This window comes from Pseudomonas sp. SMV71 (assembly GCF_052042015.1).
Taxonomy (GTDB): Bacteria; Pseudomonadota; Gammaproteobacteria; order Pseudomonadales; family Pseudomonadaceae; genus Aquipseudomonas.
Genome location: NZ_JBKGGU010000002.1, coordinates 137,225 through 149,531, shown reverse-complemented (window position 1 = coordinate 149,531; position 12,307 = coordinate 137,225). Strand labels below are relative to the sequence as shown.

General features: G+C 61.9%; 10 protein-coding genes. 6 read left to right on the top strand and 4 right to left on the bottom strand.

Annotated elements, in window-relative coordinates:
* Positions 1-117 precede the first annotated feature (117 nt).
* From ACLEJQ_RS02565 to ACLEJQ_RS02555, 3 genes are read right to left on the bottom strand one after another with little or no spacing between them, the layout of a single operon-like run.
* Positions 118-2,352 (bottom strand): molybdopterin cofactor-binding domain-containing protein, encoded by a 2,235-nt coding sequence (locus ACLEJQ_RS02565; RefSeq protein WP_440791879.1) that lies wholly within the window; start codon positions 2,350-2,352, stop codon positions 118-120.
* Positions 2,349-2,822, bottom strand: coding sequence for a (2Fe-2S)-binding protein (locus tag ACLEJQ_RS02560; RefSeq protein WP_440791877.1), 474 nt, complete (start codon positions 2,820-2,822; stop codon positions 2,349-2,351). The genes ACLEJQ_RS02565 and ACLEJQ_RS02560 overlap by 4 nt, the downstream gene beginning before the upstream one ends.
* Complete coding sequence (locus tag ACLEJQ_RS02555; RefSeq protein ID WP_440791875.1) at positions 2,819-4,099, bottom strand: c-type cytochrome; 1,281 nt, start codon at positions 4,097-4,099, stop codon at positions 2,819-2,821. Before ACLEJQ_RS02555 ends, ACLEJQ_RS02560 begins: the two co-directional genes overlap by 4 nt.
* A 275-nt stretch (positions 4,100-4,374) precedes the next feature.
* On the opposite strand from ACLEJQ_RS02555, the gene ACLEJQ_RS02550 reads away from it, so the two are divergent.
* Together ACLEJQ_RS02550 and ACLEJQ_RS02545 are read left to right on the top strand one after the other, a co-directional pair.
* Entirely contained in the window at positions 4,375-5,592 is a 1,218-nt protein-coding gene (locus ACLEJQ_RS02550) for an MFS transporter (protein WP_440791873.1), read from the top strand.
* An 82-nt stretch (positions 5,593-5,674) separates the two neighbouring features.
* Positions 5,675-6,577, top strand: coding sequence for a LysR family transcriptional regulator (locus tag ACLEJQ_RS02545; protein ID WP_440791872.1), 903 nt, complete (start codon positions 5,675-5,677; stop codon positions 6,575-6,577).
* A gap of 9 nt (positions 6,578-6,586) precedes the next feature.
* Here the strand turns inward: ACLEJQ_RS02545 and ACLEJQ_RS02540 are convergent, their stop codons facing one another.
* On the bottom strand, positions 6,587-7,045 hold the full coding sequence (locus ACLEJQ_RS02540; RefSeq protein WP_440791870.1) for a MaoC/PaaZ C-terminal domain-containing protein: 459 nt from the start codon (positions 7,043-7,045) through the stop codon (positions 6,587-6,589).
* A 295-nt stretch (positions 7,046-7,340) separates the two neighbouring features.
* On the opposite strand from ACLEJQ_RS02540, the gene ACLEJQ_RS02535 reads away from it, so the two are divergent.
* The 4 genes from ACLEJQ_RS02535 to ACLEJQ_RS02520 all read left to right on the top strand — a co-directional run bounded on the left by ACLEJQ_RS02535 (position 7,341) and on the right by ACLEJQ_RS02520 (position 12,261).
* Entirely contained in the window at positions 7,341-8,270 is a 930-nt protein-coding gene (locus tag ACLEJQ_RS02535; protein ID WP_440791868.1) for an AraC family transcriptional regulator, read from the top strand.
* A 209-nt stretch (positions 8,271-8,479) separates the two neighbouring features.
* Positions 8,480-9,823, top strand: a complete 1,344-nt coding sequence (locus ACLEJQ_RS02530; protein WP_440791866.1) for an MFS transporter — start codon at positions 8,480-8,482, stop codon at positions 9,821-9,823.
* 42 nt (positions 9,824-9,865) lie between these two features.
* On the top strand, positions 9,866-10,612 hold the full coding sequence (locus tag ACLEJQ_RS02525) for a nitroreductase (RefSeq protein WP_440791864.1): 747 nt from the start codon (positions 9,866-9,868) through the stop codon (positions 10,610-10,612).
* Positions 10,609-12,261 carry an AMP-binding protein gene (locus ACLEJQ_RS02520; RefSeq protein WP_440791862.1) on the top strand — a complete coding sequence of 551 codons (1,653 nt, stop codon included), beginning with the start codon at positions 10,609-10,611 and terminating at the stop codon, positions 12,259-12,261. Before ACLEJQ_RS02525 ends, ACLEJQ_RS02520 begins: the two co-directional genes overlap by 4 nt.
* The last annotated feature ends 46 nt before the right edge of the window (positions 12,262-12,307 follow it).

Genomic DNA, 12,307 nt, shown 5'->3' with positions numbered 1-12,307 from the left:
CGGTGCGGCGGTGCACCGCTTGGTCTCTAAGTTAATCGGCATTGCGGCCCGTGATAATCCGAGCAAAACTCATCGCTGCATTGCGTCAAACGCAACGCAGCGGGTGTTTTCCTGGCATCAGGACGGTTGTTCGGTGCGGGTCAGCGGAAGGTTCAACCAGCGTTTTCCAGTGGCATTCGCTACCGCGTTGCCAATCGCGGCCGCCATGGGGCCTTGGACGATTTCAGCGGCACCGAGGAACGGCTGTCCCGGTTGGTCGAGCAGGTGCACATCGACCTGCCTGGGTACTTGGGTAAAACGCAGGATCGGGTAGCCGCTCCAGTCATAACTGCGAATGCCGCCAGCGTCGTAAGCGACCTGTTCGTACAGTGTCCAACTGGTGGATTGCAGGATGCCGCCTTCGACCTGGTTACGCAGGCCGTCGGGGTTGACGATCTGGCCGACGTCAACCGCTGTGACCACCTGTTCGATCCGCACTTCGCCGCTCTGCGGGTGCACTTGCAGGCGAACGGCGAGGGCGCAGTAACCCATGATGTTTTTATAGCGGGCGAAAGCGAAGCCGATGCCTGAACCTGGCTCGTGGCTTTTCTGCGGCCAGCCGATGGCGTCGCGAACTCTCTCGATCACGGCACGGGCCCGTGGATCGTGCAGATGCGCCAGGCGCAGGGCAACCGGATCGGTCCCGGCCCGCGCCGCCAGTTCGTCGATGCAGGTTTCGATGGCGAACACATTGATATGCGCGCCCAACGAGCGCATCGCCGAGGTGCGAAACGGCATCTCGGTGACGAAGTTCATGTCGATGCGAGTGGAGGCCAGCGCATAGAGCGGCACGGCGTTGCGATCGCCGTCGCCTTCGGGTTGGGCAATCGGTACCGACGGCGCGCTCACGAAGGGGCGCGCCAACAGGCGAGCGGGCAGCAACCTGCCGGCGTTGACGATCCGTTCGTTGTGCGGTGTGGTCCAGAGCTCATAGGCCCAATCCTGCAAGCGTCCGTGTTCGTCCAGGTTGGCCTCGACTTGCGCCGCCATCGCCGAGCTGTAGGGCTCCCAGAGGTGTTCCTGCTCGCGCATCCACTGCACTCGCACCGGCGTGCCAGGCATGCGCATGGCGATCAGCGCCGCGTCCGCCGCCGCATCGTCCGCGCCGTTGTGCCCGTAGCAGCCGGAGCCTTCGGTGTGGATGCAGCGCACGCGCTCGGGTGGCAGGTTAACCATTTCGGCGATACCGGCCCGTAGCGGGAAGACGCCTTGGGTGTGGGTCCAGACCGTCAGCGTGCCGTCCTGGAACCAGGCCACCGCGCAGGACGGGCCGATGGAGCCGTGCATCAGGTACTGCTTGGTGACCTGAGCCTTATACTGTTTGCCGGTGGTGAGGCTCGGCGTGCCCTGGGCACTGATGGGGTAGCGTCGTGCAGGCAGTTTTTTCAACAGGGCATGGATGCTTTTTGAATCAGGGATCGTTTGCCCACCGCTCCAGTGCGCCGACTCATAGCCGCTGCGCATGGCTTTGATCGCCTGCCATTCATCCTGGGCCACCACGGCCAGATAGCTACCGTCACGAATGACCTGCACGACACCGGCCATCGCTCTGATCGACGCCTGGTCGAACGCTTCAAGATGACAGCCCGGGCGAGGCGGGCGGATGACGCGGGCGTGGAGCATGCCGGGCAGGCGGATGTCTTGGACAAAGGCGGCACCGCCGCTGACCTTGGCCGGAATATCCAGGCGCGGCAGCGGTTGCCCGATCAGTTTGAACTGCGCCGGTGGCAGCACGGGCGACTCGGACTTGGCATAACGGTGCAGGTCGACGTTTTTTACCGCATCGGCGTAGCGCATGCGGCGGCCGTCGGCCCCTTCGATCAGCCCGTCACGAGTGGTCAGCAAAGCCGTGGAGGTATTCCAGCTACGTGCGGCCGATTCCAGGAGCAACTGACGAACCTGCGCCGCCGCGTTGAACAACGCAGTGCCGCTGTCGAAAATGGTGTGGCTGCCGGCGGTGTAGCCTTCATTGGGAGACAGCGCCGTGTCAGCGGTGAGCATGTGGATGGCCGAAGGCGCCACATCCAGGCGCTCGGCGGCAATTTGCAGCAGCGCCGTTTTCACGCCCGTGCCCAGTTCGACCTTACCGGTGTAGACGGTGATGCCCTCGGCATCGACCCGTATCCACGCGTCCAGGTATGGATTGGTGCGCAGGCTGCCAGGAAGATCGGGGGCCAGCACCACGGTGCCCAGCGTGTCGACTTCGGTGTCCGCCCATGCCTTGCGAGTAGCTGGCAAAAGACTGAAGGCCACCAGCAAGGCGCCCCCGCGTAGAAACGCCCGACGTCCTTGGTCAACTTCATGGCGCTTCATGCTGCGCTCCCGTTCCGCCGAGAGACCAGGCTGATGGCTTCGATGATGCGCAGATGGGTGCCGCACCGGCACAGGTTCCCCGCCATGTGTTCGCGAATGGTTGATTCGTCCGGCGTCGGATTACGCTCGAGCAGCGACTGGGCCCGCATCAGCATGCCAGCGATGCAATAGCCGCATTGCGCGGCCTGCTTGTCGATGAACGCCCGTTGCAAGTCACCGGGCTGTTCGGCGGTGCCCAAGCTTTCGACGGTACGGACTTTCCTGCCTTCAAGCCCAGCGCAGGGCGTCAGGCAGGCAAAGACCGGACGGTCATCGACAATGACCGTGCAGGCGCCGCACTGGCCCAGGCCACAGCCATACTTGGCGCCATTGAGGCCGATGTGGTTACGCAGTGCGTAGAGCAACGGCATGTCGGGTTCGAGGTCCAGAGCATGGTCCGCGCCGTTGACGTTGAGCGTGACGTGGGTCATTTCGTCTCCTTGCGTATCGCGTCGACAGTGGAAGAAAGGTCCGTCCAGGGCTGGCCGGGTCTGGCCTGGTGACGCAGATAAGCGGCGACGGCCTTGAGTTGGGACTCATCGAGGCTGGCGGCGAAGGGTGGCATGACCGGGCCGGGCACTCCTGGGGTGGCCGGCAGCCCTTCGAGGACAGTCTTGAGAAAATTGCGCGAGCTGGCGGCGCGTAACGCAGAAGTGCGCTCCAGCGGCGGACGCTCATCGATCTCGCGCATCGCTGCGGCCGGTCCGTGGCATCCGGCGCACGCACCAGCAAATACAAGGGCGCCCGAGGCCTGTTCGGCGAGATCGGTTTTCACCGGTGTCGATGAGACTTCGCTCACCGCAGGCTTGGTTTGCAGGCTCAGCAGGTAGTCGGCAATCGCCTCGACATCGCTGGCCGGCAAGCGGGCCAGACTGAGACTGACCGGGCGCATCGGGCCGGCGGCAGTACCATGACCACTCACCACATCGCCGCGTAGGTAGCGCACCAGTTGCTCGCGGTTCCAGCCATCGGCCTGGCGTGCCAGGCCGAGCAGCGATGGGGCATCCCAGCCGTCTACGCTGCCGCCTGCCAGGCTTTGGCCGGATTTCTCGGCACCGATCAGGTTCAGCGGCGAATGACAACCCGCGCAGTGGCCGGGGCCCTCGACCAGATAACGACCGCGATTCCAGGCGTCGGACTGCCGAGCAACAGGCCTCAACGGCTCGCCATGCAGGAACAGCAGGTTCCAGAACGACACCAGGGGCCGGATGTTCATTGGGAAGTTCATGCGGTTTTCCATCGCGGGAGCGTGTACCGCAGGGCCGCTCATCAACCAGGCGTAGGCATCGGCCAGGTCGCCATCGCTCATGCGCCGGTAATGCACGTACGGAAAAGCCGGGTAGAGAAAATGGCCGTCGCGGGAGATACCTTCACGCATCGCCCGTTCAAAGGCTTTCAGGGACCATTGACCGATACCTGTCTGTGGATCGGGGGTGATGTTGGTGCTGTAGAGCGTGCCGAAAGGCGTCACCAGTGGCAGGCCGCCTGCCAGGTATCGGCCGCCGGGGCGGGTGTGGCACACCGCGCAGTCGCCGGCTTCTGCCACCCGCGCGCCACGTTGCAACTGCGCCTTGTCGAAGGTCAGGGGACGTTCGACCGGCGCCAGTGCCGGACGCCACATCAGCAGCACCGCAGCGATGAAGGCGAGCAGGGCGAGGGCAGCCAGTGCGGACCAGACCTGTCTGGATTTCATCCATTGGCTGTTCATGTGGATTTGCCACTGATGCGGCAGGGCGTTCTGCGGAATGCAAAAAACGGTGGTTGGGAGATCACGGTAAGCTCCTTGAATGACCATGGGGGCCAGAGTAAAGAAGCCTGCAGCGGTCGAGTATCGGCATTCGGCGCAATGGCTCGTTGCGCCAAAAGCAACGCCTGGCTTCGTTGCGTGCGGCGCATCAGTCAGTTGCTCGAACCGTGGATTCTCCAACCTCGGCCACATCCGTAGCCTTGCAGACAACTTTCCCCCATTGACGAGGTGTCATCATGCTCACGGGCAATCCTGCGGCCACGGCCCATTCCCAATCGACTGCTTCACTCTCCGGCCTGATGGTCGCGTTCCTGGCATTTTGCTGCGGCGCGGTGGTCGCCAACCTTTACTACGCCCAACCCATCGTCGAACTGATCGCGCCGCAGATCGGCCTGTCCAGCGCCAACGCCAGTCTGATCGTCTCGCTCACGCAATTTGGCTATGCCTTGGGCCTGCTATTGCTGGTGCCGCTGGCGGATCTGCTGGAGAACCGTCGGCTGGTGGTGGGCTTGACCCTGGCGGCCAGCGCCAGCCTGTTGTGCGCCGGGTTGAGCCATTCGCCGTCGATGTTCCTGGTGTTTTCGCTGCTGATCGGCCTGACTTCGGTGGCCGTGCAGATCCTCGTGCCGTTGGCCGCGCACCTGGCCCCAGAAAAGTCACGCGGGCGTGTGGTCGGCAACATCATGAGCGGCCTGCTGCTGGGCATCCTGTTGTCGCGACCGGTGTCGAGCCTGCTGGTGGAAGCGTTCGGCTGGCGCGGCGTGTTCTTCAGCGCGGCGGCTCTGATGGCAGTCATTGCATTGATCACGGCTGTGGCGCTGCCGCGTCGCGTACCGGCGCACCAAGCCAGTTATGGCGCATTGATCGGTTCGGTGTTTGCCCTGGCCAAACGCTACGGAGTTCTGCGCGAGCGCTCGCTGTACCAGGGTCTGTTGTTCGCCAGCTTCAGCCTGTTCTGGACCATCGCGCCGATTGAGCTGATGCGCAACCATGGTTTCAGCCAGACCCAAGTGGCGATCTTTGCCTTGGTCGGTGCGGTAGGCGCCGTGGCCGCGCCGATTGCCGGCCGCCTGGCCGATGCCGGCCACGCTCGTATCGGCACCCTGGTGGCGTTGCTGCTGGCCCCGGTTTCATTGTTGATCGCCGCCTTGCCGGGCAGCGGTTATGTCTGGCTGGTGGTGTGTGCGGTGCTGCTGGACTTTGCCGTGCAGTTGAACATGGTGCTCGGCCAGCGCGAGGTCTATGCCCTGGACCCGCACAGCCGGGCCAGACTCAACGCGGTGTACATGACCAGCATCTTCGTTGGCGGCGCATTGGGTTCGCTGGTGGCCAGTGCGCTCTACGAACACTTCGGCTGGAGCCTGTCGGCGATGCTGGTGGCGGCGGTCCCGGCGCTGGCGCTGGTGATATTTCTTTCGCGTCAGTTCAAAGCAGCGCCGGTCGATGGCCAATAACTCGATGACGTTGCATGGGACAAGACGACAAGCGAACGGTGATGCACAATCATCACCGTTTGTTTTCGATCGGAAACCCCTTATGGACAAGTTGCTGGCACTGAAGATGTTCGTCGAAACCGTACGCTGTGGCGGTTATTCCTCGGCCGCGCGCAAGCTCGGCCTGTCGACCTCTTCGGTGACCCGTCAGGTGGCGGGATTGGAGCAGGAACTGGGCGCCAGCCTGCTCAATCGCACGACCCGTCACATCAGCGTGACCACCGCCGGGCAAACCTATTTCGACAAAGCCGTGGCAATCCTCGACGCCGTGGATGAAGCGGATGCATTCGTCGCCGACCGCGGCAGTGAAGTGCAGGGCCGACTCAGGGTCAGCGTACCGGTGGAGTTTGGCCGCCGCATCATCGCCCCGCACCTGAACCGTCTGCTTGAACGCCATCCTGGCCTGGAGATCAGCCTGTCACTGAGTGACCAGGTCAGCGATCTGCTCAGCGAGCAGATCGACGTGTCGGTGCGATTGGGCTCCACGGTGGTGAGTGAGGACATCGTCAGTAAGCGGGTAGGGGCTTTTCAGCGCTGGGTACTGGCAAGTCCGGACTATCTGAAGCACCACCCCACACCGCGCCATCCCCACGACCTGCTGGAACATCAATGCCTGCGCTTCGATTACGGCGGCTCGCACCTGCATTGGACGTTCCAGGCCGATGACGAAACCGTCCAGCTGAACGTACAAGGGCGGCTGCACAGTAACAACGCCGACATCTTGCGCGAAGCCGCCATCGCCGGCGGCGGGGTGACGCTGCTCGCCGACTGGCTGGTGCGTGATGACGTCGCTCAGGGGCGACTGGTTCGGTTGCTGGAACAGTACGAGGTCAATCCCGGTAGCGCCAGTGGATGCATCAATGCGTTGTATTTACCGAATCATCGTGGTTCGAGCCGGATCAATGTGTTTATTGAGTTTTTAGACGAGGTGCTAAGGGCGGGATGATCGCTTGGTTCACGCCGGACGACGCATGATCAGCACATCAGTGTCGTACGTCAGCACGACGTTCTTATCCTGATTGAAGACTTCTACTTTGAAAACGACCCAGCCACGATCCGGCTTGCGGGTATGCGCATAGGCATTCAGCACCTGCGATGACAAATGTAGGCGGTCGCCACTGAGAACCGTTCGAAGCAGCTTCAAGGCTTCGAATTTTCCGCCGGCCACCAGGTTCGTCTTCAGGAAAAAGGCGTCGCACAACATCCTCTGCGCCATCGCGAACGTATGCACGCCGCTGGCGCAATGCACGCCCAACGGAGCGCGCGCAGCCAGTTCGGGGTCGCTGTGGATATCCAGCGGATCGAACATCAGGGCGAATTCGATTATTTCCTGGCGGCTCACCGGTTGTGGACGTTCGGCGGTCCATTCTTTGCCGGGGCTGAAATCTTCCCAGTAGAGTGCCTTCGTATTCATAGAAGTCTCTGGTCTCGCAGGTTTTTGATTGGAGTGTTTCACCGGCGACGCTCGCCGGCAATGCTTAAAGGCCTCACCACGTTTGGTGCGTAAGGGCACCCAAAGGCATCGGTTTTTCGTTGACTATTGGTGGGACTAAAAAAACGTGCGACGCTCAAAGAGCAGCTTGCGCAATACCGTGAAGATGCGAACCCGGCATTACGGAGAACTCATGTCCCTCCCCCCAGACAAGGGAACCACCTCAATCGGACTGGTCCATGAGGCACTGCAGGGGGCACGCTCCCGTGGACTGGACGTGTCAACGATTCTGCAACAGGCCCAGATCGATCCGCAGCTTTTGCAGGCACCCAACGCTCGTGTATCGGCGGCGGCGTTTTCGCGGCTGTGGGTGGCCCTGTCTGATGCGCTGGACGATGAGTTTTTCGCGATCGACAGCCATCCCATGCGGCGTGGAAGTTTCAAGCTGATGTGTCAGGTTTCGCTGAATTGCGAGACGTTGGGCCAAGCCCTGCGACGGATGCTGGCGTTGCTTCGGGCGATTCTGGATGACGTATACGGCGAGCTGAACTGCGACGCAGATTCGGCGGTGATTGTCATTCGGGATCACGGCGTGGAACGCCGGCTTTTCTGCTATGGCACTTGGCTGATCCTGGTGCATGGGCTGCTGTGCTGGCTGGGTAATCGGCGTATTCCCATCCAGCAACTGGACCTGCGCCCGCAACGGCCAGCAGACGACAGTGACTACCGCATGCGTTTTTGTGACAACCTGCGGTTTGGCGCTCCGGTGTCCCAGGTTGTGTTCGAGCGTAGCTTTCTTGAGTTGAAGGTCGCCCAGACGCCAACCAACATGGCGGCGTTCCTCAAGGAATCCCCGGCCAGCCTACTGGTCCAGTACCGCAATGACGACAGCATCAGCGCCCGGATCCGCCAGCGGCTGCGGGGGCAAAGCCCGGAGGAGTGGCCCGAACTTGAAGCGATGTCCAAAACCTTGCGAATCTCCTACTCGACGTTGCAACGCCGATTACAGGCCGAAGGTATCAGTTATCAACGTCTCAAGGACAATCTGCGCCGCGACATCGCAATCAACCTGCTGTGTCGGGCAGACCTGACCGTGACGGATGTCGCGGCGCAGACCGGCTTCCAGGAAACCAGCGCCTTCCACCGGGCTTTCAAGAAGTGGACCGGTGTCAGCCCCGGTGCCTATCGCCGGACACTCGATCAGTAGCTCCAACTTCCAATACCCGGCGCTAGCCGGGCCTGCCCTATCTCTTGCACCCCTGAGACTGCCCAGAACGGTCATTCAAAACGATGCCCCCGGGCATGGGCCGTGCGCATTGCCAATCCTATGATCGCCACCAGCAGCCTCACTCGCTGCACTGATCAGCAACGACCCAAGTGCACTTCACAACAAAAACAAAATGAAGGGGACACGCTATGCAACCGGTGAACGTTTACGCCCTGGCGGGCGAGTCAAAATTGAATCGCTTCCATGGGCTGATTCTCTTCTGGTGTGTGTTGATCCTGGTCATCGACGGCTATGACCTGGCGATTGTCGGCGCAGCGCTGCCGGCCATCATGAAAGACATGCAGATTGACCCGACCAGCGCCGGCATCATGGCCGGCTCGGCGCTCTTCGGTACGATGCTCGGGGCGATTTTCCTCGGGACGCTGGCCGACCGCATAGGCCGGCCAAGAATGATCGCCTTCTGTGTAGCGCTGTTTAGTCTCTTCACCGCAGCGGCGGGTTTCACCCATGACCCGGTCAGTTTCAGCGTCATGCGTTTCATCGCCGGCCTGGGCATAGGCGGGGTGCTGCCAGTCTGCACGGCGCAGATGGGCGAGTACGCGCCCTTGAAGCAACGCACTCGCCTGGTAACCCTGGTGTTCGCCGGTTACTCCGTCGGCGGGATCCTGGTGGCGGTGACCTCCAAACAACTGATCGAAAGCCATGGCTGGCAATGGGTGTTCTACATCGCGGCGCTGCCGGTGTTGCTGATTCCTTTCATTCTCAGAACCATGCCTGACTCGATCGGCTATCTGTTGAAAAACGGCCGCCAGGATGAATTGCGCGCCATCGCCCATCGCCTGGAACCGACGCTGACCTTGACCCACCAGAGCGAAATGGTCGGCAACCCGGCTGTGCTGGGCAAGCAGGATACGCCGGTGCGAAACCTGTTCAAGGACGGGCGCGGCCCGAGCACGGTGATGATCTGGGCAGCCTTCATGACCGGCCTGTTCATGGTCTATGCCCTCAACTCCTGGCTGACCAAGCTGATGGCAATGGCAGGGTTCAGCCTGGGTTCGGCCCTCAACTTTGTGATCGTGTTCAATGTCGGGGCGATTGTCGGGGCACTCGGCGGAGGCTGGCTGGGCGACCGGTTCAACATCAAGTACGTGCTGGTGTGTTTCTACATCGTCGGCGCGGTCGCCCTCACGCTGCTCGGCTTCACGCGTTCGACGACGCTGTTGTTCGGGGTCGTGTTCGTGGTGGGGGCGTCGACCTTGGGCACCCAGTTGCTGGCCTACGCCTACGCAGGTGATTTCTATCCTTCGACCATCCGCTCGGCGGGCGTCGGCTTTGCCTCGGGTGTCGGGCGGATCGGCGCCATTGTGGCGCCGGTGCTCATCGGCTGGCTGGTGTCACTGAACCTGCCGCTGGAGCACAACTTCATGGCGATCAGCGTGGCCGGCCTCATTGGCGCGGGTGCTGTCACCCTGATCAACCAGTCACGCGCGGACTCAACCCAGGCGAGAAAGGCCCCGGTGCCGTCCAGTTGAACCCAAGCTTCTTCGCTTCTCAAGAAAACGAGCCTGAAAGACATGACGATAAACCGCTTGTTACCACCGCCGCTCTCGCCACGGCTATTGAGCCAGACGGTGGATTGGTCGATCACCACCCGCCGCAGTATCCGGGCTTTCCTGCCGACACCGGTGCCGCGCTCCGACATTGAAGCGATCCTGAATGTCGCACGTTTTTGCGCCACCGGCGTGAACATGCAGCCGTGGCGGGTCCATGTGGTCACCGGAGAGGTGAAGGCTCGCCTGTCAAAGGCCATTGACGCGATCGACAGCGATCCGGCACTGAACGAACACCTGCAGGACTCCTATGAGTACTACCCCCGTGAGTGGGTCACGCCCTACATCGACCGACGCCGTAAGGTTGGCTGGGAACTCTACAGCCTGCTGGGCATCACCCGGGCGGACAAGCGGCGCATGCATCAGCAGCATGGCCGCAACTACAAGTTCTTCGATGCGCCGGTCGGCCTGATTTTCACCATCGACCGGGTGCTGCAGCAAGGCAGCCTGCTGGACTACGGGATGTTTTTGCAGAGCGTGATGATCGCTGCCCGTGGCAGAGGGTTGCACACCTGCCCGCAGGCCGCGTTCCTGAAGTATCACGATGTGATCGCGCAGGTGCTGGAGATTCCAGCCGACCAGATGCTGGTGTGCGGGATGAGCCTGGGCTACGCCGACGAAACGAGCATTGAAAACTCGTTGGTCACTGACCGAGAGCCGGTCAGCGCGTTCACCACTTTTCACCATAATAATAAGGAGACAGTCCTATGAACTCGGGTACCTACGACAGCGGGCTGGATCGCAGCGCGGCAAATCATCTTGCGCTGACGCCCCTTGGGTTCCTCGACCGCGCGGCGCTGGTGCATCCGCAACGGCACGCCGTGGTGCATGGTGAGTTGCGGCGAACCTGGGTCGAGACTCGGGAACGCTGTTACCGCCTGGCTTCGGCCCTGGCCAGAAGGGGCGTGGGGGAGGGCGCTACGGTTTCGATCCTCTCGCCCAACACGCCCGCGATGCTCGAAGCGCACTACGGGATTCCCCTGGCGGGCGCGGTGCTGAACACCATCAATTACCGCCTGGACGCCGAGGGCGTTGCCTTCATCCTCCGTCATGGCGAGTGCAAACTGCTGCTGGTGGATCGCGAGTATGCAGCGCTGGCCGCCGCAGCCCTTGAACTCGTTGAACAGCGCCCTGTTGTGATTGACATCAACGATCACCTGGCACCTCTGGCGCCCGCCATCGGGGAAACCGACTACGAAAGCCTGCTGGCCGAGGGCGATCCGGATTTCGCCGGTGTCTGGCCCGTCAGCGAATGGCAGCCGATCGCCTTGAATTACACCTCCGGCACCACAGGCGATCCCAAGGGCGTGGTCGCGAGTCATCGCGGCACTTATCTGATGAGCCTGTTGCAAATGACCAACTGGCCGCTGTCACGGGCGCCACGCTACTTGTGGACGCTGCCAATGTTTCACGCCAACGGTTGGTGTTTTACCTGGGCGATTACCGCGGCCGCCGGGACGCACATTTGCCTGCGCAAGGTCACCGCAGAGACGGTATTCGAGGCGATCGACAATCACGGCGTAGACCATTTCTGTGCCGCGCCGATTGTCATGGCGATGATCGCGAACACCGCCGGGCGTGCACCATTGGCGACGCCGGTCCGGGTGTTGACCGCCGGTTCGCCACCACCGGCCACCGTGCTTAAAGCGGTTCTGGCGCTGGGCTTCGATGTGGATCATGTGTACGGCATCACCGAAGTCTCCGGGACGCCGGTCAGTTGTACCTGGCAGGACGGCTGGAATGACCTGTCCGAGACTGAACAGTGCGCATTGCGGGTGCGCCAGGGCGTCCGTGGCGCAGTGTTCGAAGACCTGATGGTGGCTGATCCGGAGACCTTGGTACCGGTGCCGCATGATGGTCAAACCACGGGCGAGCTGATGATGCGCGGCAACACCGTGATGATGGGCTATCTGAAGAACGAATCTGCGACCCAGAAGGCCTTCGCCGGCGGCTGGTTCCATACCGGCGACGTGGCGGTGGTTCACGACAACGGCTACATCCAGATTACCGATCGCTGTAAGGACGTCATCATTTCCGGTGGTGAAAACATCTCTTCGGTCGAGATCGAGGAAGCGATCCACGCCCACCCTGCGGTGCTGCACGCCGCCGTGGTCGCTCAACCGGACGACAAGTGGGGCGAGGTACCCTGTGCTTTCGTCGAACTCAAGGCCGGGGTGCCTGCGCCAACGGAGCAGGAAATCATTGGCTTCTGCCAGGGCCGATTGGCCCGTTTCAAATGCCCGCGACGGGTGATTTTCATCGAATTGCCGAAAACCGCCACCGGCAAGATCCAGAAATTCCTGCTGCGCGAACGTGCGGGCAGCCAGGAGGCGATCATGCGCCTGGCTTCCGGCTGCTGAGTACGACCAGGTAGGTCACCGATATCAAAAAAAATCAATGCCGCCC